This window comes from Rhodosalinus sediminis (assembly GCF_003385555.1).
Lineage (GTDB): Bacteria > Pseudomonadota > Alphaproteobacteria > Rhodobacterales > Rhodobacteraceae > Rhodosalinus > Rhodosalinus sediminis.
This window is the reverse complement of record NZ_QOHR01000015.1, coordinates 1-23,940: the sequence shown is the minus strand read 5'-3', so window position 1 is coordinate 23,940 and position 23,940 is coordinate 1. Positions and strand designations below refer to the sequence as shown.

Sequence of the window (23,940 nt, the reverse complement as noted above, 5' to 3'; positions counted from 1 at the left end):
TTTCCCCTCACACACGCTCGGGGTCGGCGGTTTCGCCGACGACGACGCCATTATAGCGGAGGGGATTCCCCCCGCGCGCGGGGCGGCCCGCAGTCTCGATCTCATGCCAGACGTTTTGCTGCCCCGCCCGCGCGGTGATGCGCCGAGCGCCGCCCGGGTGACTGAAGCCGAAGCCGCCGCCCGCACGGGCGGCGCGGCGCCCCACCCGCCTCAGCCGCGCGCGATCTCCACGAAGCGGTCGATCTCGGCGTCCGGGATCGACCAGTCGCAGACCAGCCGCGCGGTGAGCGGCTCCTCCGGGTCATCGCCCTCGAGCGCACCCTCCCAGAGGTAATACTGCGCCCCGGCCTCCATAAGGCGGCGGTGCATCGCCCGCGGCATCCGCGGAAAGAGCATGTTGGCCCGCGGCTCCTGCAGGAAGGAGACGCCCGGCAGGGCGCGCAGCCCCTCGGCGAGGCGCGCGCAGGCGGCGTTGGCGCGCCGGGCGCTCTCGAGCCAGAGCCCGTCGGCGAGATAGCCCTCCAACTGCGCGGCGAGGTAGCGATACTTCGAGAAGAGATGCCCGCCCCGCTTGCGGCGCAGCTCGAACTCCCAGGCGACCTCCGGGTCGAAGAAGATCACCGCCTCGACGCCCGGGCAGCCGTTCTTGGAGGCGCCGAAGCTCACCGCGTCCACCCCTGCCTTCCAGGTCATCTCGGCCGGGCTCGCGTTCAGCGCGACGAGCGCGTTGGCGAAGCGCGCGCCGTCGAGGTGCATCTTCAGCCCGAAGTCGCGCGCCACCGCGCCGAGCGCCGCGATCTGGTCCGTGTCGTAGACCCCGCCCCGCTCGGTCGCCTGCGTGATCGAGACCGGCCCGCGCTGCGGCCCGTGCACGCCGCGGCTCTCCTCGGCGGCGATGGCGGCATGGAGCGCCTCCGGCGTCATGCGGTCGCCCTCGCCCACGAGCGCGAGCTTCGCGCCGCCCGAGTAGAACTCCGGCGCGTTGCACTCGTCCTCGTGGATATGCGCGACCGGCGTGCAGAAGATCGCCTGCCACGGCTGCGCCAGCGTCGCGAGCGCCAGCGCGTTCGCCGCCGTTCCGGTGGCGACGAGATGGACCGAGGCCTCCGGCGCCTCGAATATCTCGCGCAGGCGGGCGGTGACGCGCGCGGTGACCGCGTCGGCGCCGTAGGGGCTGGCGTAGCCCTCGTTCGCGGCGCTCATCGCCGCGAGCACCTGCGGGTGCGCCGGGCCGGCGTTGTCGGAGGCGAACTGCATCAGCGGGGTTCCTCTATCACGTGATCTTCCCAGTCGTCTTCGTCCACCGCGAACTCGGGCACCGTGCGGTCGCGGACCGACACGCCCGCCTCGTGGACGGAGGTCGGATCGCCCGAGATCAGCGGGTGCCAGTCGTAAAGCGGCCGCCCCTCGTAAAGGAGCCGGTAGGCGCAGGTCGCCGGCAGCCAGTACAGGTGATCCGGGATCGTCTCGGGCGTGAGCACGATGCACTCCGGCACGAACTGGTGGCGGATCTCGTACTGCCCGCAGCGGCAGGTCGTGTCGTCGAAGAGCCGGCAGGCCACCCGGGTCAGCACCACCTCGCCGGTGTCCGCGTCCTCGAGCTTGTTCAGGCAGCACTTGCCGCAGCCGTCGCAGAGCGCCTCCCACTCGGCGCGGGTCATCTCGTCTAGGCGCTTGCGCTCCCAGTAGCGCGGCGCGAGACCGGCGCGGTCGATCGGATCGCGGCTCACAGCGCCTCCAGCACGGCGCGGGCGCGGGCGCAGTCGGCCTCCATCTGCGCGATCAGGTGATCGACGCCCTCGAACTTCTCCTCCGGGCGCAGGAAGTCGATCAGCGCGACCGAGAGATGCGCGCCGTAGAGATCGCCCGCGAAGTCGAGGATGTAGGTCTCGAGGTTGGCGCGGTTCTCGCCGAACATCGGCCGCACGCCGAGCGACGCCGCGCCGTGGTAGCTGCCGGCATGCGGGCCGTCGAGCACGTCCACGATGACGGCATAGACCCCGAAGCGCGGCGGGTGCAGCCCGTCGATCGACATGTTCGCCGTCGGATAGCCGAGGTCGCGGCCACGCTGCTCGCCGCCGATCACCGGCCCCTCGATCCTGTGCCAGTGCCCGAGAAGCGCCTTGGCGTCGCGCGGCCGCCCCTCCGAGAGCGCCTTGCGGATGGCGGTGGAGGAGACGCGCGTCGGCCCCTCGGTAACCATGTCGGCCACGGTCACGCCGAAGCCCATCGCGGCGCCGAAGCGCGTCAAATCGGCCACGTCGCCGGCGCGATCCTTGCCGAAGCAGAAATCGCGCCCCACCACCGCATGGCGCAAGCCGAGCCCGTCGCGCAGCACCTCCGCCGCGAAGCCCTCCGGCGTCAGCGCAGCCATCGCCGCGTTGAACTTGAGCTCGTAGAGCCGCTCGACGCCCAGCTTCTCGAGCCGGTGCGCCCGCGCCTCCGGCCCGGTGAGGCGGAAGGGCGGCGCGTCGGGCGCGAAATACTCCCGCGGGTGGGGCTCGAAGGTGACGACCCCGAGCGGCGCGCCGAGGCGCGCGGCCGCGCCCCGCGTGATGTCGATCACCGCGGTGTGCCCGAGGTGCACGCCGTCGAAATTGCCGATGGCGGCGGCGGCGCCGCGGTCCTCCGGGGCGGTGAACTGATGGTCGCGCACGATCCGCATGCTCAGGCACCTAGCGCCGCGCGCGCGGCGGCGCAAGCGGGCGGCCCGGGCGCCGCGACGTCGCGCGAAGAGGCCCGTCAGGGCCGATGCGCGCCTGCGGTCAGTCGAACTTGCGCGAGGGGGCGAGCACCGTCGCCTCGCCCTTGAGCACTGGCTTGCCGTCCACGATGCAGCGGCAGTCGAGCGTCACGCGGCGCTTGGCATGGTCGATGCCGGTGACCTCCACCTCGGCCTTCACCATGTCTCCCGGCCGCACGGGGCCGAGAAACTTCAGCGTCTGGCCCATGTAGACTGTGCCGTGGCCCGGCAGCTGCTCGCCGATCACCGCCGAGATCAGCCCGGCGGTGAGCATCCCGTGCGCGATGCGCCCGTGAAAGATCGTGTCCTGCGCATACTCGTCATCGAGATGCACCGGGTTCCGGTCGGTCGAGACCTCGGCGAACATCTCGATGTCCTGATCCGTCACCACCTTCCGCAGGTGACGGGTCATGCCCATCTCGATGTCCTCGATGCAGATCGTGCCCCGCGGCAGGTTGTCCAACATCCGCCCCTCCGGCCTAGCGCTGAAATTATCGGACGCCACGATGCGCCCCTCGGTAATTTCATTACTTCGCGCGCGCAGAAAAGCAAGAGCGAAGTGGCGCCCGCGTCACCGCAGCGCGCCGATGGCGTAGGGCGGCGACACCCCTTCGGCGGCGAGCCAGCGCTCCAGCGCCTGCGGATCGGGCTGTCGCTTCGTCTTCGTCTCCGCCCGCGCGAGCCCGCTGGTGATGTAGAGCGAATCGATTCCCTCCCCCATCGCGCCGGCCACATCCGTGCGCGTGCCGTCTCCGATGGCCAGCATCCGTGCGCGCGGCACCTCGCGCCCGAGCGCGGCGAGCCGGCGATAGGCGAGATCGTAGATCGGCGGATGCGGCTTGCCGAAATAGAGGCTCTCGCCCCCCATCTCGGTGTAAAGCGCGGCCACCGCGCCCGCGCACCACTCGCGCACCTCGCCGCGGTCCACCACGATGTCGGGGTTCGCGCAGAGAAGCTTCAGCCCCCGCGCCCGCGCGTCGCGCAGCTCGGGCCGCAGGGCCTCCGGGTCGGCCATCGGATCGACGGGCCCGGTGCAGACGATCCCCTCCGCCTCCGCGAGGGGCACGCGCTCGATCTCCAGCGGATCGTCGAGCACCTCTAGCGGCGTGAAGAACCCCTCGTCGTGATCCTGCCCCATGAAATGGACCTTCCGGCCCACCACGCCGCGGAACATCGCCGCGCGCGCGCTGTCGCCGGAGGTCGCCATCGCGTCCCAGGCCGCGCGCGGCACGCCCATGCGGTCGAGCTGGCGCTCCACCCCCGCGCGGGGCTTCGGCGAATTGGTGACGAGCACCACCGCGCCGCCCCGCTCGGCCCGGTAGCGGACGAGCGCCGCCACCGCCTCGGGCAGCGCACGCACGCCGTCGTGCACGCAGCCCCAGAGATCGACGAGCAGCGCGTCGTACTCCGCGGAAATCTCGTCGAGCGTTTCGATGATCTGCGCCATGGGGTCCTCCGGCGTCGAAAAAAGGGGCGCCGCGCCGGGCGCCCCTCGTCAGAGCGATCGCGCGGGCGCGCTCAGACCGCGAGGTTCGGGATGATCTGCTTCTTGCGGCTCATCACGCCGGGCAGCACCACCGTGTCGCTGCCGACAGCGACGCCGAAGCTCTTCTCCGCCACCCCCTTCACGAGGTCGTTCGGCACGAGGAGCGTCGCCTCCTCGCGCAGGATGTCCACGACGAAGAACAGCACCTGATCGACGCCGTCCTCGCGGGCGACCTGCGGCATCGCCGACATCAGCGCGTCCTTCCGCGCGAGCACCTGGTCCGGGCTCGTCGTCTCCAGAACGCTGACGCGGAACGCGGTGCCGCCCACCTCGTAGGCCTTGGAATCCATGCGCAGAAGCTCCGCCTCGGAAAACGCCGAGACGTCCGATTTCGCCGCGAACATCTCCGCCGCGTAGTCCGGGATCGCGACGCCGAGATCGCCGGCGAGCGCCTCGGCCACCGCGCGGTCCCTGTCGGTGGTCGTCGGGCTGCGGAACTCCAGCGTGTCCGACAGGATGCAGGACAGCATCGCGCCCTTGACGCCCTCGGGCATCTTCTCCGCGTCCGCCCCCATCAGGTCGTGCATGATCGTCGCCGTGCAGGCCAGCGGGCGCACGGTGATCTCGATCGGCGCCTTCGTCTCGATGCCCCCCGTCAGCTTGTGGTGATCGATGATCGCCCTGACGTCGAGCGCGTTGACGTTCTCGGGCAACTCGGCGGGGTTGTTGGTGTCCACGATCACCACCGGCGTGCCGTCCTCGAAGCTTTCCGCGACGCGCGGGTGGTCGAGCCCCCAGCGTTCGAGCACGAAGGCCGCCTCGGTGCTGGGCTCGCCCAGAAGCACCGGCTCGGCCGCCTCGCCCTTCACCTCGGAGAGATACCAAGCCCAGATGATGGGCGAGCCGGTGGAGTCGGTGTCGGGGGCCTTGTGGCCGAAAACCTGCAGCGTCATCGAAGTCCGTCCGTCGCCATGGTGGAAATGTCGCGCGCCTTATAGGGCCGACGCCGGAGCTTGTCACGAGCCCTTCGCCGCACCGCGGCATCCCGGCTCGGGGCCGCCGCTCACGCCCATCATCTTGGCCGAAATACTCCGGGGGTGAACTGGCCGCAGGCCAGGAGGGGGCAGCGCCCCCTCGCCCGCGCCGCCGGGCGCGGGCAAGGCGCTTCCAAGCGCCTTGCAACGCGCTTTCAAGCGCGTTGCGCCCGGCTCAGATCGTCTGGTCGTAATCCCCCACCGCCGGCTCGGTGCGGATCACCGCGTCGAGGTCGGCGAAGATCGCCCGCATCTCGTCCTCGCTCTCGGGGCTTTCGCAGACCACGACGAGGTTCGGCGTGTTCGAGCTCGCCCGCACGAGCCCCCAGGCGCCGTTGTCGAGCATCACGCGCGCGCCGTTCACCGTCACCACGCGGTCGATCGGGCGCCCGCCGATCGTCTCGCCCGCCTCGGCCCTGGCCTCGAGCTTGCCGACGATCCGGCCCAGCACCTCGTATTTCTCCGTATCGCCGCAGAAGGGCGACATCGTCGGCGTGGACCAGGTCCGCGGCAGGGCGCGGCGCAGATCCGACATCCGGCTTTCGGGGTTGCGGTCGAGGATGCGGCAGAGCTCGACGGCGACCCGCATCCCGTCGTCGTAGCCGCGCCCCACCGGCTCGGCGAGGAAATAGTGCCCCGACTTCTCGAAACCCGCGAGCGCGCCGATCTCCCTGACGCGGCGCTTCATGTGGCTGTGCCCGGTCTTCCAGTAGTCGGCCTTCACGCCCAGCTTCTGCAACTCCGGGTCAGCGGCGAAGAGGCCGGTGGATTTCACGTCGGCCACGAAGGTCGCACCCGGGTGCAGCTTGCCGAGATCGCGGGCCATGATGACGCCCACCTTGTCGGCGAAGATCTCCTCGCCCGTGTCGTCCACCACGCCGCAGCGGTCGCCGTCCCCGTCGAAGCCGAGCGCGAGGTCCGCGCCGGTGTCCTTCACGACGCGGGCCATGTCGTGCAGCATCTCCATGGCCTCGGGGTTGGGGTTGTAGTTGGGGAAGGCGTAGTCGAGCGCGGTGTGCAGCGGAATGACTTCCGCGCCGATGCGCTCCAGCAGCGCGGGCGCGAAGGCGCTCGCGGTGCCGTTGCCGGTCGCGCAGACCACGCGCAGCTTGCGCGACAGTCGGAAATCGCCCGCGAGATCGTCGAGATAGGCGTCGCGCACACCCTCGACGACCTCCCAGCCGCCGCCCGCGCGGTGTTCGCCTTGGTCCCCCAGAACGATGTCGCGCAGCTCCGCCATCTCCTCGGGGCCGTGGGTGAGCGGGCGCTCGAAGCCCATCTTCACGCCGGTCCAGCCGTTGGGGTTGTGGCTCGCCGTGACCATCGCCACCGCCGGCGCGTCGAGGTGGAACTGCGCGAAATAGGCCATGGGCGAGAGCGCCGGGCCGATGTCCTTCACCCGGATGCCCGCCTGTACCAGCCCGAGGATCAGCGCCTGCTTGATGGCGAGCGAATAGTCCCGGTAATCGTTGCCGACCGCGATCTCGGGGCGGAGGCCGCGGCGCTGCATCTGCGTGCCGAGGCCGCGGCCCAGCGCCGTCATGCCCGGCAGGTTGATCTCTTCCGGGTAGCGCCAGCGCGCGTCGTATTCCCGAAAGCCCGTCGGCGCGATCATTGGCTCGGAGAGGAACTCCCAGGTGTTCGGGCGGCTCTCGGGGTGGGGACGCATCGGCAGGGCCTTTCGCTGGGGCCGCGACGGGCGCGGCCGGTCTATCGCTTGGCGGGCCGCCCGCGGGCGGCCCGGATCAATCGGGGCGGGCCGACCCGCGCTCGGGCTCAGGACGAGACCTGCTCCCGCAGGATCGAGGCGGTCAGCGAAATCATCAGATAGATGCCGGAAAACACGAGAAAGGCCAAGAGCGTGTTCTCGACCGCGCGGGGATAGCTCGGGTCCTCGGGCGGCAGCGGGCGCACCGAGGTCGTCAGATACCGCGTCTGCGAGTTGGCGTCGCGCCGGGCCTGTTCGAGCGATTCGAGCGCGGATTGCAGCATCATGTCCCGCGTGGTCACATCCGCCTGTGCGAGCTGGATCTGCGAGGCGAGCGCGGCGAGCGACCCCTGCGAGGTCGTCGCCTCCGTCATCTGCGCGTTGACCTGCTCGAGCAGCGTCTCGAGCCGGCGGATGTCGCCGCGCACGCCCTCCAGCCGGGCCGCGTTGGGGCGCGGGTTGTCCTGGAGCGCGGCGAGTTCGAGCTGCTTGTCCTGGATCTGCATCTCGATGTTGTTGATCTGGCTCCGCAGTGCGGCGATCCGGCCCTCGGGGTCGAGGACCGCGCCCTCCTGCTGGAGCCGGACGAGGCGCTGCTGCGCCTCGCGGCGCGCCGCCTCTGCCTCCTCGAGGGCGCGCTCGGCGTCGGCCACCTGATTCTCGCGTTTGCGCTGCGAGAGGTTGTCCACCCGCTCCTCTGCATAGGACAGCAGCGCGCGCGAGAACCGCGCGGAGACCTCCGGATCGGCGGCCGTCACCTCCATCCGGATCACGCCCTCGGTCGGGTCGTAGCCGAGGTTCACGTTGCGGGAATACAGGGCGTAGGCGTCCTCGGTCGATGCGTCGGGCTCGAGGCGCTGGATCGGGTCGATCCACGGCTGCGCGAAATGCGCGCGGAACCCCTCGTCCGCGTCGAGGCGCACCATGGCGTCCTTCGATTCGAGATAGGACTGCACCGCGATCGAATCCTGATTCGTGGCGAACTGCGTCCCCGACAGGAGCCCGCCCGCCGCACTGGCGCCGCTGTCCGATTTCAGGATCAGGAACTCGGACTTCGTGGCGTACATCGGCGTCGCCATCACGAAGAAGTACCAGCCCGCGACGAAGGTGGGCAGGAAGACGAAGAAGGCGAGCCGCGTCAGCAGCAGCGCGAGCTTGCGCCGCCGGCGCCGGGCGATGTCGCGCTGGATGCGCGTGATCTCCTCGGCGCGGCGGTCCGCCGGGCTGCGCTCGGTCGTCTCGGCGGGCGTCTCGCGCACCTGCGGCAGGCTTTCCGCCGCGCCCGGACCGGCGCCGGAGGCGTCGGGCCGGCGTTCGCCGGGGACCACGAGCTCGAGCATGCGCGAGGGCTGGAACGGGTCGATCCCGCGGGCGCGCAACTGGCGCACCGCGTCGTGGTCCGAGGTGGCGGCGATGCCGTGGCGCTGCGCGACGCGGCGCGCCATGCGCAGCTGCCGCCCCGTGAGCCCCTCGCGCCGGATCGCCTCGACCTCCTCGGCGGCCGCGACCTCCGCGGGGCTCTGCACCTCGCCGCTGAGGCTCGCGCCCCCCGCGGCCGCGGCGCCCGCGCGCTCCGCCCCCGCGCCGGAGGCGGAGGCCGAGGCCGCGGGCCGGCGCACGCGGAACTTCCTAGCCTTCGGTCTGGTAGTCATAGAGCTGACGGGCCTCTTCGAGGGTGTCGAACATGTGGAGCTTGCCGTCGAGCAGGACGGCGGCCTGAACCGCGAACTTCTCCAGCACCTGCGGCTGGTGCGAGACGATGACGAGCGTCGTGGTGCGCAGCCGCTCGCGCAGGATCTCGCCCGCCTTGCGGTTGAACTCCGCGTCGGTGGAGGACGGCATCCCCTCGTCGATGAGATAGACGTCGAAATCGAGCGCGAGCATCAGCGCGAAGGTGAAGCGCGCGCGCATCCCCGAGGAATAGGTGCCGATCGGCTGGTCGAAGTATTCCTCCAGCCCGCAGAGCCAGCGGCAGAACGCCTCCACGTAGTCGGGATCGAGCGCGTAGAGCTGCGCGATGTAGCGCGCGTTTTCCCGCGCGGAGTGCTTCGTGATGACGCCGCCCATGAAGCCGAGCGGAAAGGAGACCTTGCAGTGGCGTCGCACCTCCCCCTCGTCGGGCTTCTCGAGGCCGGCCATCATCTTGATCAGCGTGGTCTTGCCGGTCCCGTTCGGCGCGAGCACGCCGAGCGAGCGGCCGAGCTCCACGCGGAAGGACACGCGGTCGAGGATGACCTTGCGCTGCACGCCGGTCCAGAAGGACTTGCTGACGGTGTCGAACTCGATCATCTCGGCTCCGGGGCGCGATCCGGCACAAACGGTCGCGGCGCGAGGGCGCCCGGCCGCGGTTGATATCGTGTTAGCCCCCGATTTGGGCGCCATTATGTCGCTTGAATGCCGCGCAGGACAAGCCGTCGGCACACTGTCGCCATACGCGAAACGCCGGACGGCGGCGCGCGCCGCGTCACTCCGGCGCGAGCGAGAGGCGGATCGGCCCGCGCGCCGTCGCCGGGTCCACCGGGCGGCCCTTCTGCGTCGCGCGGAGCGGCAGGGTCGCGGCCACGCGCCGCACCTCGGGCATCAGCGCGCGCCAGTCGCGGGCGAGCGCGCGCGCCGCCTCGGAGGGGCAGAAGCTCTTGTCCGCCCCCCGCGCGCGGGCGAGCCGCATCAGCTCCGCCGCGATCTCGGCGTCGCTCACCCCAGCGCGGCGTCGCAGCGCCCGCAGACGCCCGGGTGGGCGTGGCTGCCCACGTCGGGCAGGATCTTCCAGCACCGCTGGCATTTCTCGCCCTCGGCGCGCTCGAAGACGACGCCGACGCCCGGCACCTCGGGCAGGCGGAAGGCCTCCTGCGGCATCGGGTCGGCGGTGAGCGAGATATCCGACGTCACGCAGAGATCGGCGAAGGACATCTGCCGGAGGATGTCGAGCGTCCCCTGATCCTCGACGTGCACCACCGGGGCTGCCTCGAGGCTCGCGCCGATCTCCTTGTCGGTGCGCTTCACCTCCAGCGCGGCGGTGACGACCCGGCGCACGGTCCGCGCGGCGACCATCCGGCCGGCGAGATCGCTGTCCAGCCACGCCTCCGGCGTTTCGGGGATGTCCTGCAGGTGGACCGAGGAGCCCTCGCCCGGGAAGCGCTCCAGCCAGACCTCCTCCATCGTGAAGACCAGCACTGGGGCGAGCCAGGTGGTCAGGCGGTGGAACAGCAGATCCAGCACCGTGCGCACGGCCCGGCGCCGCGCGGTGTCGCCGTCGCAGTAGAGCGCGTCCTTGCGGATGTCGAAGTAGAAGGCCGAGAGGTCCACGGTGCAGAAGTTGAAGACCTCCTGGAACACGCCCTGGAAGTCGTAGGCGTCGTAGCCCTCGCGCACGACCCGGTCGAGATGCGCCATGCGGTGCAGCACCCAGCGCTCGAGCTCGGGCATGTCCTCGGGCGCGGTGCGGTCGGCCTCGGTGAAATGCGCGACGTTGCCCAAGAGGAAACGCAGGGTATTGCGCAGCCGGCGGTAGCTGTCGGCCACGCCCTTCAGGATCTCCGGCCCGATTCGCAGATCGCCCGTGTAGTCCGACTGCGCCACCCAGAGGCGCAGGATGTCGGCGCCGTACTGCTTGACCACGTCCTCCGGCGCCACGGTGTTGCCGAGCGACTTGGACATCTTGTTGCCCTTCTCGTCGAGCGTGAACCCGTGGGTCAGCACGCCGCGATAGGGGGCCCGGCCGATGGTGCCGCAGGCCTGCAGCATCGAGGAATGGAACCACCCCCGGTGCTGGTCGGTGCCTTCGAGGTAGAGATCGGCGAGACCGTCGGCCGAGCCGTCCTCGCGGTCGCGCAGGACGAAGGCGTGGGTGGAGCCCGAATCGAACCAGACGTCGAGGATGTCGTCGACCTTGTCCCACTCGGCCGGGTCGTAATCCTTGCCGAGGAAGCGTTCCTTGGCGCCCGGCTTGTACCAGGCGTCCGCGCCCTCCTCCTCGAAAGCGGCGAGGATGCGGGCGTTGACGCGCTCATCCTTCAGCAGGAAGTCCGGATCGGTGGGCAGCGCGCCCTTTTTCGTGAAGACCGTCAGCGGCACGCCCCAGGCGCGCTGGCGCGAGAGCACCCAGTCCGGGCGCGCCTCGATCATCGAGTGGAGGCGGTTGCGGCCGGTCTTCGGCGTCCACTGCACGAGTTCGTCGATCGAGGTCAGCGCGCGGGCGCGGATCGTCTCGCCGTAGGTGTCCTGCCCGTCGCCCACGGCCCGGTCGATGGCGGCGAACCACTGCGGCGTGTTGCGGAAGATCACCGGCGCCTTCGAGCGCCAGGAATGCGGGTAGCTGTGGCTCTGCCGCCCCCGCGCGATCAGGCCGCCGGCCTCCACCAGCTTGTCGATGACGGCGGTGTTGGCCTTGCCCTCCTTGCCCTTCTCGTCGAAGACGCGCAGCCCGGCGAAGAAGGGGACGTGATCGCGAAACTCGCTCGCCTCGCCCACGTTGTGCGTCATCCGGTCGAGCCAGCCGCGCCGCGCGAAGGCGTCGTAGTCGTCCGCCCCGTGGCTGGGCGCGGTGTGCACGAAGCCGGTGCCCTGATCGTCGGTGACGTAGTCCTCGGCGATCATCGGCACGTCGTAGTCCCAGAAACCGTCCGCGCCGTCGAGCCCGGCGAAGGGATGGGCGAGGGTCAGCGCGCCGAGCTCATCGGCCGTCACGTCCCGCAGGCGCGCGTGCTCGGTCACCCGTGCGCGCGAGAGCGTGTCCTCGGCAAGGGCGTCGGCGAGCACGAAGTTCTCACCCACGGAGGCCCAGCACTCCTCCTGCGTCGCCTCCACCCGGTAGAGGCCGTAGGCGACCTCCGGGTTGTAGGCGACCGCGCGGTTGGAGGGGATGGTCCAGGGCGTCGTGGTCCAGATCACCACGCGCGCCGCGCCCAGATCCTCCGGCGCCGCCCCGCGGTCGCGCACGGCGAAGGGCACCCAGATCGTGTGGCTCTTGTGGTCGTGATACTCGACCTCCGCCTCGGCGAGCGCGGTCTTTTCCACGGGCGACCACATCACCGGCTTCGAGCCCTGGTAGAGCACGCCGGACATGAGGAACTTCATGAACTCCCCGGCGATCACCCGCTCGGCGTGGAAGTCCATCGTCAGGTAGAGCCGCTCCCAGCAGCCGGTCACCCCGAGGCGCTTGAACTCGTCGCGCTGCACGTCGATCCACTCGTCCGCGAAGCGGCGGCACTCCTGCCGGAAAGCGACGGTGTCCACCTCGTCCTTGTCGAGCCCCTTGGCGCGGTAGCGCTCTTCGATCTTCCACTCGATCGGCAGGCCGTGACAATCCCAGCCGGGGATGTAGCGCGCGTCGCGCCCCATCATCTGCTGGCTGCGCACGACGAGGTCCTTCAGCACCTTGTTCAGCGCATGCCCGATGTGCAGGTGCCCGTTGGCATAAGGAGGCCCGTCGTGCAGCGTGAAGGGAGGGCGCGCCCCCGGATCCCGGGCCGCGCGCTCGCGCAGGCGGTCGTAGATGCCGATCTCCTCCCAGCGTTCGAGCCAGCCGGGCTCGCGCTTCGGCAGGCCCGCGCGCATCGGAAAGGCGGTCTCGGGGAGGTTCAGCGTGTCCTTGTAGTCGGGCAGCGGGGCGGCGTCGTCGGCGGACATCGGTGGCGTCCTTCGCTTGGGTCTCGGGGTCGGTCGAAGCGGCGGCGCGGAGCACCCGGCGCCTGAGGTCCCGGCCGCGCGTCAGCGCGCCGGGCCGCTAATTCGACGGATCATCGCGACACCCCGGGTCATGGGCGCGCTTATAGAACCGCGCCCGGCAGGCGTCCAGAGGCGCGCCCGCCCTGCCCCGCCCGGGACGGCCCCGCCCGGGACCGCGTCAGTAGGAATATTCCCCGTAGATCCGCGAGAGATCGCCGCCCCAGTCGCCCCGGTACCGGCGCAGGAGCTCGTCGGCCGGCACCTCGCCACTCTCGACGCTTTCCTTGAGCGTGTTCAGGAAATGCGTCTCGTCGGGCAAGAGCCCGCCGGCGCCCGGCCGCGCCCGCGCCTTCAGCCCGGCCTCCGAGATCGCCAGCACCTCGCGCGCGAGGTCGTGCATCCGCACGTCCTCGACCCGCGCGCCGAGCGCGAGATCGGCCGCGGCGATCCGCAGCGCCTCGCGGAAGGGCGCGCTCCAGTCCTTCACGAGGTCCCACGCCGCGTCGAGCGCCGACTGGTCGTACATCAGCCCCGTCCAGAAGGCCGGCAGCGCGCAGAGCCGCCGCCACGGCCCGCCGTCGGCGCCGCGCATCTCGATGAACTTCTTGATCCGCGCCTCGGGGAAGATCGTCGTCAGGTGATCGGCCCAGTCCGAGAGCGTCGGCGTCTCACCCGGCAGGGCCGGCAGCCGCCCCTCGAGGAAATCGCGGAAGGACTGGCCCAGCGCGTCCACGTAGACCCCGTCGCGGTAGACGAAGTACATCGGCACGTCGAGCGCGTAGTCCACCCACCGCTCGAAGCCGAAGCCGTCCTCGAAGACGAAGGGGAGCATGCCGGTGCGCGCGTCGTCGAGATCGCGCCAGACGCGGCTCCGCCACGACTTGTAGCCCGTGGGCCGCCCCTCGAAGAAGGGCGAGTTGGCGAAGAGCGCGGTCGCCACCGGCTGCAGCGCGAGCGCCACGCGCAGCTTCCTGACCATGTCGGCCTCGGAGCCGAAGTCGAGGTTCACCTGCACCGTGCAGGTGCGGTACATCATCGACTTCCCCATGGTGCCGACGCGGTCCATGTAGTCGGTCATCAGCCGGTAGCGCCCCTTGGGCATCATCGGCATGTCGTCGTGGCGCCACTCGGGCGCGGCGCCGAGGCCGATGAACCCCACGTCGAGCGCGTCGGCCACGTCTTTCACGTCGGCGAGATGCGCGTTCACCTCGTCGCAGGTCTGGTGGATGTGCTCGAGCGGCGCGCCCGAGAGCTCCAGCTGCCCGCCGGGCTCGAGGCTCACGTTGGCGCCGTCCTTCTCGAGCCCGATCAGGTGGCCCGCCTCCTCGATGGGCGTCCACCCGTGGCGGTCGCGCAGCCCCTCGAGCACGGCCCGCACCGAGCGCGGCCCCTCGTAGGGCAGCGGGCGGTGGCTGTCGCGGCAATAGCCGAACTTCTCGTGCTCGGTGCCGATGCGCCAGTCCGCGCGCGGCTTGCAGCCCGCCTCGAGGTATTCCGCGAGCTGCTCTCGCCGTTCGATCGGCCCGCCGCCGGACTGGGGAATGGACATGGGGGAGCTTCCGGGCCTCGTTTCGCTGAAAGTGGAGGGATGGTCCGAGCGCGCGGCGGTGTCAATGCAGCCGCGGCCGCGCCGCGCGGCGGTCGGGATGCTCCCAGATCACCACCGGCCAGCGCCCGCCCTTTTCGAGCTCGGCGAGCAGGTGGCCGGTCTGCAGCCCCGGCAGCGCCGCGAAGGCGTCGAAAAGCTGATCCGCGCCCGCCGCGTTGACCGGGATCGCGAGCGGCGGGCGCTCGGGCTGTTCGAGCACCCAGACGGCGGGATCGCGCGTCGGGTCGAGGCGCAGCTCCTCGATCTCCGAAAGCGCGACGGTGCCGCCCGCCTCGGGGCCGAAATAGGCGATGCGCCCCTCGACGACCTCGACCACGCCGGGCCCGCCCTGCCGGCCGCGGAAGCGGCCGCGCTGGACACCGGCGAAGACGAGCGCCGCGCCTGCGACCACGCCCGCCCAGCCGAGCCAGGCGAGCAGCCCGAAGGCGCCGAGCGCGGCCCAGAGCCCCGCGCCGGCGAGCGCGAGGCCCGCCAGCGCCTCGCGCCAGCGCGCGAGCGCGGCGGCGGCCTCGGGCCGGATCACCGCCAGTCCCCGCAGGCCGCCTGCCAGAGCGCGAGCGCGGCGACCGCGGCGGTGTCGGCGCGCAGGATGCGCGGGCCGAGCGCGAGCGGCCGCGCCGCGGCGAGCGCGGCGAGGCGCGCGCGCTCGCCCTCCGACCAGCCGCCCTCGGGTCCGATCAGCAGCGCGGCAGGCGGGGGCGCGGCAGGCGGGGGCGCGGCGGGCGGGGGTGCAGCAGGCGGGGGTGCAGCAGGCGGGGGCGCAGCAGGCGGGGGCGCAGCAGGCGGGGGCGCAGCAGGCGGGGGCGGAGCAGGCGGGGGCGGAGCAGGCGGGGGCGCTCCTCCGCCCTGACGGGCGTCGTCGCGCGCGAGGAGCCCCGCGAGGGGCGACGCGCGCCCCGCCTCCCCCTCATCGGCATAGAGAAGCGCGCGGCCCTCCGGCCAGTCGTCCAGCAGCCGCGCGAGCGGCCCGAGGTCGGCGACCTCGGGCACGACGGTCGCGCCGCATTGCTCCGCCGCCTCGACGGCGTGGGCCTGCAAGCGGTCGCGGCGGATGCGCTCGGCGTTGGTGCGGTCGGTCTGCACCGGCACGATCCGGCGCGCGCCCATTTCCACCGCCTTCTCGACGATGAAATCCGTGCGCGCCTTCTTCACCGGCGCGAAGAGAAGCCAGAGATCGGGCGGCGCGCCCTGCGGCGCCGTCGGCCTGCGGCATTCCAGCGCGCCGCCGCGCTTGCCCGCCTCGACCACCTCGGCCGCCCATTCGCCCGAGCGGCCGTCGAAGACCGCGATCTCCGCCCCTTCGCCGAGGCGCATGACGTTGAACAGGTAATGCGCCTGCGCCCGCTCGAGGGGCACGCGCGCGCCCTCGGACAGCGGATGATCGACGAAGAGACGCACGCGCGGGGCCATGCCGCCCCTCTAACGCCGCCCCGCGCCGGGGGGAAGCGTTTGCACGCGCCCCGCCCCCTGCCCTATGCAGCAGGTGAGCGAGACAAGCCGGAGACCGCCCATGCCCGCCGAGGGCCGATCCCCGAACGATCGACAGCCCGGCCCGATCGCCGACGCGGTAAGCGGGAACTGGGTGGACCGCCGCGCGCCGGCGGCGTGGCGGCCCTACCTCCGCCTGTCGCGCGCCGACCGGCCGATCGGGACGTGGCTTCTCCTGCTGCCGTGCTGGTGGGGGCTGACGCTCGGCATTCTCGCCACGGGCAGCGCGCGGCCGCACGACCTCTGGATCTTCGCGGGCTGCGCGATCGGGGCGTGGCTGATGCGCGGCGCCGGCTGCACCTGGAACGACGTCACCGACCGCGACATCGACGGCGGCGTCTGGCGCACGGCCGGGCGGCCCATCCCCTCGGGGCAGGTGAGCGTGCGCGGCGCGATCCTCTGGATGTGCGCGCAGGCGCTCGTGGCCTTCGCGATCCTGCTGACCTTCAACACGGCGGCGATCGCGCTCGGCATCCTCGCGCTCTTGCCGGTGGCGGTCTATCCCTTCGCCAAGCGCTTCACATGGTGGCCGCAGGTCTTTCTCGGGCTCGCCTTCAACTGGGGCGCGCTGCTGGCCTTCACCGCGCATACCGGCGCGCTCGCCTGGCCGGCGGTGGCGCTATATCTCGCCGGGATCGCCTGGACGCTCTTCTACGACACGATCTACGCCCACCAGGACCGCGAGGACGACGCGCTGATCGGCGTGAAATCCACCGCCCGGCTCTTCGGGGCGGAGACGCCGCGCTGGCTGCGCCGCTTCCTCGTGGCCGCGGTCGCGCTGATGGGCCTCGCCGTGCTCGGCGCCGCGCCGCGGGGCGATATCCTCGCGCTGGGGATCGCGCTCGGCGGGCCGGTCGCCTTCGCCGCGCACCTCGTCTGGCAGCTCGGCCGGCTCGACCTCGACGATCACGGGGGGTTGCTGACGCTCTTCCGCGCCAACCGGGACGCGGGGCTGCTCGTCGTGCCGTTCTTCGCGCTCGCGGCGCTCTTTGTGTGAGCGCGCCGGCTGACGCCCCGGCGGCGATTGCATCGGCGGCGGCCTGCGCCTAGTTTGCCGTCACTCCCGGAGACCCGACCGCCGATGCGCCTCTCCCCGTCCGTCGCCACCATCGCCATCTTCGCCGCCGCCCTCGTGCTCAGCGCCGCGGCCGCCGCGGTCGCCGTGCGGGTCGTGGAGCGCGAGTCCGAGGCGGGCGTGCGCGCCGTGCTCGACCGCGCGGGGATCGACTGGGCCGAGGTGGACGCTTACGGGCTTCAGGTCTTTCTCCTCGGCACGGCGCCGTCGGAGGCGGCGCGCTTCCGCGCGCTCTCGGCGGCCGGCGAGGTCGTGGACGCCGCGCGCCTCATCGACGACGTGAACGTGGCCGAGGCGGACCGCCCGGCGCCGCCGCGCTTCTCGGTGGAGATCCTGCGCCGCGACGGCGGGCTCACGCTGATCGGGCTCGTGCCCGCCGCGACCGACCGCGCCGCGTTGCGCGCCCGGGCCGAACGCGCCGCCGGGGGCGCGCCGGTCTCCGACCTGCTGGAGACGGCCGAGCACCCCGCGCCGGAGGGCTGGCGCCCCGCGCTCGAGGCCGCCTTCGACGCGCTGGAGCGACTGCCGCGGGCGAAGATCTCGATCGAGGCGGGGCGCGTCACGGTGAAGGGCGCGGCCGAGAGCGACGCGGAGCGGCGCCGGCTCGAGGCCGCGATCGCCCGCGACACGCCGGAGGCGGTGCGCCTCGCCCTGCGCATCTCGGCGCCGCGGCCGGTGATCGCGCCCTTCACGCTGCGCTTCGTCAAGGACGCGGCCGGCGCGCGCTTCGACGCCTGCGCCGCGGCGACCGAGGCGGGCCGCGCCCGCATCCTCGAGGCTGCGGCGGCGGCCGGGCTCACGGGCAAGGCGGACTGCCGGCTCGGCCTCGGCGCGCCGGGCCCCGACTGGGCGGAGGCGGCGAGCGCAGCGCTCGGCGCGCTCGACCGCATGGGCGGCGGCACGCTCACGATGACGGACACCGAGGTCGCCCTCGTCGCGCCGCGCGGCACCGACGCCGGGCGCTACGAGAGCGTGGTGCAGGAATTGGGCGACGCGCTGCCCGATCGCTACCGCCTCGACGCCACCCTCCCGGCCCCGAGGGACGCGGAGACCGACGCCGCGGCGCCCGAGTTCATCGCCACGCTCAGCCCCGAGGGCGCGGTGCAGCTACGCGGACCGCTGGCGAGCGAGACCGCGCGGAGCGTCGCCGACAGCCTCGCGCGCGCCCGCTTCGGCAGCGAGGTCGTGCATACCGCCGCCGAGCTCCGCGAGGGCCTGCCGGAGGGCTGGCAGACGCGGGTGCTGGCCGGGATCGAGGGCCTCGCCGAACTGGCGCGCGGGGCGCTCTTCGTGACGCCCGACGGGATTGAGCTGCGCGGCGAGACCGGCGACACGGAGGCCACCGCGGAGATCACCGCGCTGATGGCCGAGAAGCTCGGCGGGACGGATGGGCTGACGCTCGAGGTGACCTACCGCGAGGCGCTCGACCCGGAGGCGTCGAAACCCACGCCGGAGGAATGCATCGCCAGCATCCGTGGGCTCCTCGAGGAGCGCAAGATCACCTTCGAGCCGGGCTCGGCCACCCTCGACGGAGAGGCCCGGCGGCTGATGGACGACATCGCCGAGGTCCTGCGCGACTGCGGGTCCATCCCGCTGGAGATCGCGGGGCACACCGACAGCCAGGGCCGCGAGTCGATGAACCTCGAGCTCAGCGAGGCGCGCGCGCAGGCGGTTCTGGACGAGCTGCGCAACCGCCGGGTGCTCACCGCGGATTTCCGGGCGCGGGGGTACGGCGAAAGCCGCCCCATCGCCGACAACGGCACCGAGGCGGGCCGCGAGGCGAACCGCCGGATCGAGTTCAGCCTGATCCGGCCGGAGGACGCCGAGAACACCGAAGAGACCGCAGACGACGACGGAGACGCCGGATGACTCGCACCGAGTTCGTGATCGCCACGGCGGCGATCCTCTTCGTCGCCTTCTGCCTCGGCTGGTTCGCGCACTGGCTGCTGCACCGCTTCACGCGCGTGTCGCGCACCGACATGGACGAGATGGAACGCATGGCGCAGGAGCTCCACGACGCCGAGGAGACGCGCGATCAGGCGATCACCTACATGCAGCAGCGCGAAGCCGAACTCTCGAACGAGCTGCAGCAGGCCGAGGCCGAACGCGCCGCGGCGATGGACGGCCTGCGGGCCGCCCGCCGCGAGGCCGAGGAACTGCGCGCCCGGCTCGACGGGACCGAGGCGCGCTGAGCCGGCGCTCCTCCGCCCTGACGGGCGTCGTCGCGTGGGGCGGCGCCGCGGGCTGAGACGGGCGCGCGCGGTCCTCCGGGCTCGGCGACAGGTCCGCGGGCTCCGCTACCCCGCGTTGCAAAGGCGTCACGCCCCCGGGATGGGGCCGGCGGTGGCCCTGACGATCTCGCGGTTCGGCCCGGCTGCGCGCTCCTCCGCCCTGACGGGCGTCGTCGCGTTGGGCGGCGGCATGCGCTCCACGCCTCGCGCTGCGACCGCCCCGCAGGATGCGTGCCCGGCACGCGCCACCACTGACCCTCCCGGGGATCGAGCCGGCGCGATCCGGGCGATGTCCCGGGCCAATTCGCCCGGCATTGCGGCCGTGACACAGGCACCAGCGCACGCCGCGGCGGGACCCGGCGACCGACCTGCAGGGCGCGTGCCCGGCGCGCCCCCGCCCCTCACCAGCGGTCGAGCGCCGCCTCGTCGGCTTCGCGCGCCTCGACCCAGCCGGCGCCGCGCGCGGTGATCTCGCGCTTCCAGAAGGGGGCGCGGGACTTCAGGTAATCCATCAGGAACTCCGCCGCGGCGAAGGCGTCGGCGCGGTGCGGCGCGGCGGTGGCGACCATCATGATCACCTCGCCCGGCGCCATGCGCCCGTGGCGGTGGATCACCGCCACGTCGCCGAGCGCCCAGCGGTCGCGCGCCTCGGCCGCGATCCCCGCGATCGCCTTTTCGGTCATGCCGGGGTAGTGCTCGATCTCCATCGCCTCGAGGTCGCCCTCGGGCGTGTCGCGCACGATCCCGGCGAAGGTGACCACGGCCCCCTGCCCCGCCTGCCGCGCGGCGAAGGCGCCGCATTCCGCGCCGTAGTCGAAGGGCGCCTCCTGCACCGAGACGCGCATCGCTCAGCCCCCGGTCATCGGCGGGAAGAAGGCCACCTCGCGCACCCCCGCGAGCGGCGCGTCGAAGTCGGACAGCTCCTGATCGACGGCGACGCGCAGCGCCGCGAGATCGGCGAAGGCCATGGCGTAGCGCTCTTCGCGCGCGCGGAGCTCCTCGACGAGATCGGCGACCGTGGCCGCCTCGGTCTCGACGCGCTCGCGCGGCAGGCCGATGCGTTCGCGCACCCAGGCGAAATAGAGAACGTCCATCGCGTCAGTCCTTCAGATGGGGCAGGGCCTTGCGGAAGTACTCCCAGCCGGTGACGAGCGTCAGCAGCGCCGCGATCCAGAGGAGCGTCAGCCCGGCGTAGCCCGTGGCGACCATGCCCCGGTGCATCCAGCGCAGCCCGTGCACGTCCTCGGCCTCCCCCGCGAGCACCGCCGCGACCCGCTCCGGCCCCATGCCGGAACGCTCGAGCCCCAGATAATGCTCGAACACGCCCTGCGCAAAGAGGATCGCGATGGCGAGCATCTGCAGCGTCGTCTTCCACTTGGCGAGCCGCGTGACCTTCAGCGTCCCGGCCGCCGCGCCGAGAAACTCGCGCAGGCCCGAGACGAAGACCTCGCGGAAGACGATCACCGTCGCCGGCAGCACGATCCACGGCGAGTAGGAGGAATAGCCCACGATCACCATGAGCGCGATCACCACCATCGCCTTGTCCGCGATCGGGTCCAGCATCGCGCCGAGCCGCGTCTCCTGCCCCCAGGCGCGGGCGAGGCGGCCGTCGATCCAGTCGGTCGCCGCCGCCGCGAGGAAGAGCGTCAGCGCGAACCAGTCCGCCCAGAGCCGGTTGAAGTAGAGAAACATCACCGCCACGCCGGGCGCGGCGAGCAGGCGCAGAACGGTCAGCACGTTGGGCAGGGTCCACCGCATGACCGCTCCTTAGCGTGTCGGGCCCCGTTGGAAAACCCGGCGGAAAAGGCGTCGCGGCGCGGGCGCGGCCGGGCTCATCCGCCCACGTCCCCCGGCGCGACGGAGACCGTCTTGACGATGGCGTGCACCGCCACGCCGGGCGCGAGGGCGAGCGCCGCGACCGAGCGCCGCGTGACGCGGGCGAGCAGCCGCCCCGCGTCCGTGTCCAGCGCGACGAGCGCGCCCGGCCCCTCGCCGGCGCGCACCTCGCGCACCGTCCCCGGCAGAACGTTGAGCGCCGAGAGGCCGCGCGGCGCCTCCCGCGCGAGGATCACGTCGTGCGCGGCGACGCGCACCCGCACGGCCGCGCCCGCCTCCTGCGCGAGCCGCGGCAGGAAGAGCGCCGCGCCGCCCGCGTCGAGCTCGGTCAGCCCGTCGGCGTGATGCGCCGCGATCCGCGTCTCCAGCACCGCGCCCGCCTCCCGCGGGCCGAGCGGCTTGACCCCCGGGTCGCCCAGCACCTCCGCCGCCGTGCCCGTCGCCACGACGCGCCCCGCCTCCAGCGCGACGACCGTCGTGGCCAGACGCGCCACCTCGGAGGCGGCGTGGCTGACGTAGAGGATCGGCACCGCCACCTCGTCGCGCAGCCGCTCGAAGTAGGGCAGGATCTCGGCCTTGCGCGCGGCGTCGAGCGCGGCGAGCGGCTCGTCGGCGAGGATCGCCGCCGGCGCCGACAGGAGCGCGCGCCCGATCGCCACGCGCTGCTTCTCGCCGCCCGAGAGCGCGCCGGGCCGCCGGTCGAGCAGCGGGCCGATCCCCAGCATCTCGACCACGCGGCCCATGTCCTCGCGCCGCGCGCCCCGGGGCGCGAACCACGCGCCGTAGCGCAGGTTCTGCCGTACGGTGAGATGCGGAAAGAGCCGCCCCTCCTGAAAGATCGTGCCGAGCCGGCGCCGGTGCGGCGGCCGCCAGACGCCCCGCTCGGTGTCGACGAGCACCCGCCCGCCGAGCGCGATGCGCCCCGCCTCGGGCCGCAGGAGCCCGGCGACGGCGTTGACGATGGTCGTCTTGCCCGAGCCCGAACGCCCGAAGAGCACCGTGACGCCCGGCGGCGCCTCGAAGCCCGCGTCGAGCGTGAAACCGCCGAAGCCGTGGCGGAGCCGCACCTCGAGCGTCATGCGCCGCCCACCCGCCGCGCCACGCGCCGCGCCAGCCATTCCGACAGCAGAAGCGCGCCCATCGCCACGGCGACCGAGACCGCGACGAGGCGCAGCGCCGCCCCCTCGCCCCCCGGCACCTGCAGAAAGGCGTAGATCGCCGAAGGGATCGTGCGCGTCTCGCCGGGGATGTTCGAGACGAAGGTGATCGTCGCGCCGAACTCGCCCATGGCCTTGGCGAAGGCGAGCACCGCCCCCGCGAGCACGCCGGGCGCCACCAGCGGCAGGGTGACGGTCGCGAAGACCCAGGGCGGCGAGGCGCCGAGCGTCGCGCCCGCCGCCTCGAGCTTCGGGTCCACCGCCTCGATCGAGAGGCGCATGGCCCGCACCATGAGCGGAAAGGCCATGACCGCCGCGGCGAGCGCCGCGCCCGTCCAGCGGAAGCCGAAGACCACCCCCACCTCGGCGAGGAGCCGGCCCGCCGGCCCCTGCGGCCCGAAGGTCAGAAGGAGCAGATACCCCGTCACCACCGGCGGCAGGATCAGCGGCAGATGCACGAGCCCGTTGACGATCTGCTTGCCCGGGAACTCCCAGCGCGCCAGCGCGTAGGCCGTGAAGAGCCCGAGCGGCAGGCTCGCCGCCGTGGCCCAGAGCGAGACGCGCAGCGAGAGCGCGACCGCCTGCCATTCCTCCGCCCCGAGCCAGTCCATGCCTCAGTCCGCGACCACGGCGAAGCCCTCCGCCTCGAAGGCCGCGCGGGCCTCCGGCCCGGCGAGGTAGTCGAGGAAGGCCGCCGCCGGCCCCTCCGCCCCGGCGATCGCCGCCGCGGGGTAGAGGATGGGCGGATGCGTCTCCGCCGGGAAGGTGCCAATGGCGGTCACGTCGTCCTCGGCGCGCGCGTCGGTGGCGTAGACGATGCCGTAGGGCGCCGCGCCCGTAGCCACCAGCGCGAGGGCGGCGCGCACGTTGTCGGCCTGCGCCACCCGCGGCGCCACGTCCTCCCAGAGGCCGAGGCGCTCCAGCGCCGCCTTGCCGTAGATCCCGGCCGGCACCGCCTCCACCAGCGCCATGGCGAGGCGCCCCGCGCCGAGACGGGCGGCGAGGTCGAGCTCCGGGCCGATCTCGACTGGCGCGGCCCCGGGCCCGTGGGCGATCAGCACGAGCGCGTTGCGCAGGAGATCGACCCGCGTGCCCGGCGCGAGCCGCCCCGCGGCCTCCAGTTCGTCCATCCAACCGGGATTGGCGGAGATGAAGACATCCGCCGGCGCCCCTGCCTCGATCTGCCGGGCGAGCGCCGAGGAGCCGGCGAGCGAGACGGCGACCTCGTGGCCGGTCGCCGCCTCGAAACCGGCCTCCACCGCGGCCATGGCGTCGGTCAGGCTCGCCGCGGCGAAGACGGTCAGCCGCTCCGCCTTGGCGGGCGTCGCGGGGAAGGCGGCGGCGAACAGGACGACGGCGGCAGCGGCGGCGATGGCGCGCCGGACGGGCATGGGGCGATCTCCCACTGGCGTTATGTCTCGCGAAACATATTGCGGGCGCGCCGCGCCCACGCAAGCGTTATCTTTCATCGGACATATCCGCGAGCAGTCCCTGCAGCGCCGCGATCTCCGCCGCGCCGGCCTCCGCCGCGATGCGCTCGAGCGCGCGGTAGTGCGCCAGCACCGCTTCCCCCGTCTCGGTCAGCCGCGCGCCGCCGCCGCGCGGCCCGCCGCGCGTGCGCGCCACGAGCGGCGCGCGGAAGGCGGCGTTCATCTCCTCGACGAGCGACCAGGCGCGCTTGTAGCTCATCCCCATCGCGCGGCCCGCCGCGGCGATCGAGCCCGCGTCGCGGATCCCGTCGAGCAGGTCCGCCTTGCCCGGTCCGAGCATGGCCCCCTCTCCGAAGAGCACGCGAAGGCGCAGGGCGGGCGGGGGGCCGGGATCGGTCATGCGCTCAGGATGACGGTGGCCGTCGCGGCGCACAAGCCGGAGCCGGGCGCCAAGGGCCTTCGAAGGCCCTTGGGCA

The 23,940-nt window shown here is 72.7% G+C and carries 24 protein-coding genes; 3 read left to right on the top strand and 21 right to left on the bottom strand.

The features are described from left to right. Positions 1-210: 210 nt before the first annotated feature. The 14 genes from DRV84_RS10755 to DRV84_RS10690 all read right to left on the bottom strand — a co-directional run bounded on the left by DRV84_RS10755 (position 211) and on the right by DRV84_RS10690 (position 15,657). Positions 211-1,257: a threonine aldolase family protein gene (locus DRV84_RS10755; RefSeq protein ID WP_115980377.1), complete on the bottom strand. Its 1,047-nt coding sequence runs from the start codon at positions 1,255-1,257 to the stop codon at positions 211-213. Then, a complete protein-coding gene (locus DRV84_RS10750; protein WP_115980375.1) occupies positions 1,257-1,730 on the bottom strand; it encodes a YcgN family cysteine cluster protein in 474 nt (157 codons plus the stop codon). Before DRV84_RS10750 ends, DRV84_RS10755 begins: the two co-directional genes overlap by 1 nt. Continuing rightward, on the bottom strand, positions 1,727-2,665 hold the full coding sequence (locus DRV84_RS10745) for a bifunctional riboflavin kinase/FAD synthetase (RefSeq protein ID WP_115980372.1): 939 nt from the start codon (positions 2,663-2,665) through the stop codon (positions 1,727-1,729). Before DRV84_RS10745 ends, DRV84_RS10750 begins: the two co-directional genes overlap by 4 nt. A 100-nt stretch (positions 2,666-2,765) precedes the next feature. Then, positions 2,766-3,209 (bottom strand): MaoC family dehydratase, encoded by a 444-nt coding sequence (locus DRV84_RS10740; RefSeq protein WP_115980369.1) that lies wholly within the window; start codon positions 3,207-3,209, stop codon positions 2,766-2,768. A gap of 105 nt (positions 3,210-3,314) precedes the next feature. After that, positions 3,315-4,190: a TIGR01459 family HAD-type hydrolase gene (locus tag DRV84_RS10735; protein ID WP_115980366.1), complete on the bottom strand. Its 876-nt coding sequence runs from the start codon at positions 4,188-4,190 to the stop codon at positions 3,315-3,317. A 71-nt stretch (positions 4,191-4,261) separates the two neighbouring features. Next, positions 4,262-5,182: a manganese-dependent inorganic pyrophosphatase gene (locus DRV84_RS10730; protein WP_115980363.1), complete on the bottom strand. Its 921-nt coding sequence runs from the start codon at positions 5,180-5,182 to the stop codon at positions 4,262-4,264. A gap of 256 nt (positions 5,183-5,438) precedes the next feature. Continuing rightward, entirely contained in the window at positions 5,439-6,932 is a 1,494-nt protein-coding gene (locus tag DRV84_RS10725) for a phosphomannomutase/phosphoglucomutase (protein ID WP_115980360.1), read from the bottom strand. A 107-nt stretch (positions 6,933-7,039) separates the two neighbouring features. Next, positions 7,040-8,623 (bottom strand): KpsE/RkpR family capsule polysaccharide export protein, encoded by a 1,584-nt coding sequence (locus tag DRV84_RS10720; protein WP_115980358.1) that lies wholly within the window; start codon positions 8,621-8,623, stop codon positions 7,040-7,042. After that, on the bottom strand, positions 8,601-9,260 hold the full coding sequence (locus DRV84_RS10715; RefSeq protein WP_115980355.1) for an ABC transporter ATP-binding protein: 660 nt from the start codon (positions 9,258-9,260) through the stop codon (positions 8,601-8,603). The genes DRV84_RS10720 and DRV84_RS10715 overlap by 23 nt, the downstream gene beginning before the upstream one ends. A gap of 175 nt (positions 9,261-9,435) precedes the next feature. Next, on the bottom strand, positions 9,436-9,669 hold the full coding sequence (locus tag DRV84_RS16030; protein ID WP_273522051.1) for a DUF3253 domain-containing protein: 234 nt from the start codon (positions 9,667-9,669) through the stop codon (positions 9,436-9,438). Further along, positions 9,666-12,599: an isoleucine--tRNA ligase gene (ileS, locus tag DRV84_RS10705; RefSeq protein WP_115980349.1), complete on the bottom strand. Its 2,934-nt coding sequence runs from the start codon at positions 12,597-12,599 to the stop codon at positions 9,666-9,668. The genes DRV84_RS16030 and ileS overlap by 4 nt, the downstream gene beginning before the upstream one ends. Positions 12,600-12,816: 217 nt before the next feature. Beyond that, complete coding sequence (locus DRV84_RS10700; protein WP_115980346.1) at positions 12,817-14,187, bottom strand: glutamate--cysteine ligase; 1,371 nt, start codon at positions 14,185-14,187, stop codon at positions 12,817-12,819. Positions 14,188-14,248: 61 nt separating this feature from the next. Further along, positions 14,249-14,770: a hypothetical protein gene (locus tag DRV84_RS10695; RefSeq protein ID WP_420852973.1), complete on the bottom strand. Its 522-nt coding sequence runs from the start codon at positions 14,768-14,770 to the stop codon at positions 14,249-14,251. Next, a complete protein-coding gene (locus DRV84_RS10690; RefSeq protein ID WP_115980341.1) occupies positions 14,767-15,657 on the bottom strand; it encodes a 16S rRNA (uracil(1498)-N(3))-methyltransferase in 891 nt (296 codons plus the stop codon). Before DRV84_RS10690 ends, DRV84_RS10695 begins: the two co-directional genes overlap by 4 nt. A 100-nt stretch (positions 15,658-15,757) precedes the next feature. On the opposite strand from DRV84_RS10690, the gene ubiA reads away from it, so the two are divergent. From ubiA to DRV84_RS10675, 3 genes are all read left to right on the top strand, one after another. Further along, on the top strand, positions 15,758-16,732 hold the full coding sequence (gene ubiA / locus DRV84_RS10685; protein ID WP_115980338.1) for a 4-hydroxybenzoate octaprenyltransferase: 975 nt from the start codon (positions 15,758-15,760) through the stop codon (positions 16,730-16,732). A gap of 84 nt (positions 16,733-16,816) precedes the next feature. Next, complete coding sequence (locus DRV84_RS10680; protein ID WP_115980335.1) at positions 16,817-18,679, top strand: OmpA family protein; 1,863 nt, start codon at positions 16,817-16,819, stop codon at positions 18,677-18,679. After that, entirely contained in the window at positions 18,676-19,002 is a 327-nt protein-coding gene (locus DRV84_RS10675; protein WP_115980332.1) for a hypothetical protein, read from the top strand. Before DRV84_RS10680 ends, DRV84_RS10675 begins: the two co-directional genes overlap by 4 nt. Positions 19,003-19,442: 440 nt before the next feature. Here DRV84_RS10675 and DRV84_RS10670 read toward each other — a convergent pair whose 3' ends face one another. The 7 genes from DRV84_RS10670 to DRV84_RS10640 all read right to left on the bottom strand — a co-directional run bounded on the left by DRV84_RS10670 (position 19,443) and on the right by DRV84_RS10640 (position 23,864). Further along, positions 19,443-19,886 (bottom strand): molybdenum cofactor biosynthesis protein MoaE, encoded by a 444-nt coding sequence (locus DRV84_RS10670; RefSeq protein WP_115980329.1) that lies wholly within the window; start codon positions 19,884-19,886, stop codon positions 19,443-19,445. Between the two features lie 3 nt (positions 19,887-19,889). Beyond that, positions 19,890-20,135, bottom strand: a complete 246-nt coding sequence (gene moaD, locus DRV84_RS10665; protein ID WP_115980326.1) for a molybdopterin converting factor subunit 1 — start codon at positions 20,133-20,135, stop codon at positions 19,890-19,892. Positions 20,136-20,139: 4 nt separating this feature from the next. Next, the gene (pgsA, locus tag DRV84_RS10660; RefSeq protein WP_115980324.1) at positions 20,140-20,799 is read right to left on the bottom strand and encodes a CDP-diacylglycerol--glycerol-3-phosphate 3-phosphatidyltransferase; all 660 of its coding nucleotides are present in this window, start codon (positions 20,797-20,799) and stop codon (positions 20,140-20,142) included. Positions 20,800-20,873: 74 nt separating this feature from the next. Then, positions 20,874-21,956, bottom strand: a complete 1,083-nt coding sequence (gene modC / locus DRV84_RS10655) for a molybdenum ABC transporter ATP-binding protein (protein ID WP_115980466.1) — start codon at positions 21,954-21,956, stop codon at positions 20,874-20,876. Then, a complete protein-coding gene (modB, locus tag DRV84_RS10650) occupies positions 21,953-22,645 on the bottom strand; it encodes a molybdate ABC transporter permease subunit (protein WP_115980321.1) in 693 nt (230 codons plus the stop codon). Before modB ends, modC begins: the two co-directional genes overlap by 4 nt. Before the next feature lie 3 nt (positions 22,646-22,648). Then, entirely contained in the window at positions 22,649-23,425 is a 777-nt protein-coding gene (gene modA, locus DRV84_RS10645) for a molybdate ABC transporter substrate-binding protein (RefSeq protein ID WP_115980318.1), read from the bottom strand. Positions 23,426-23,492: 67 nt separating this feature from the next. Then, the gene (locus tag DRV84_RS10640; protein WP_115980315.1) at positions 23,493-23,864 is read right to left on the bottom strand and encodes a winged helix-turn-helix domain-containing protein; all 372 of its coding nucleotides are present in this window, start codon (positions 23,862-23,864) and stop codon (positions 23,493-23,495) included. Between the last annotated feature and the right edge of the window lie 76 nt (positions 23,865-23,940).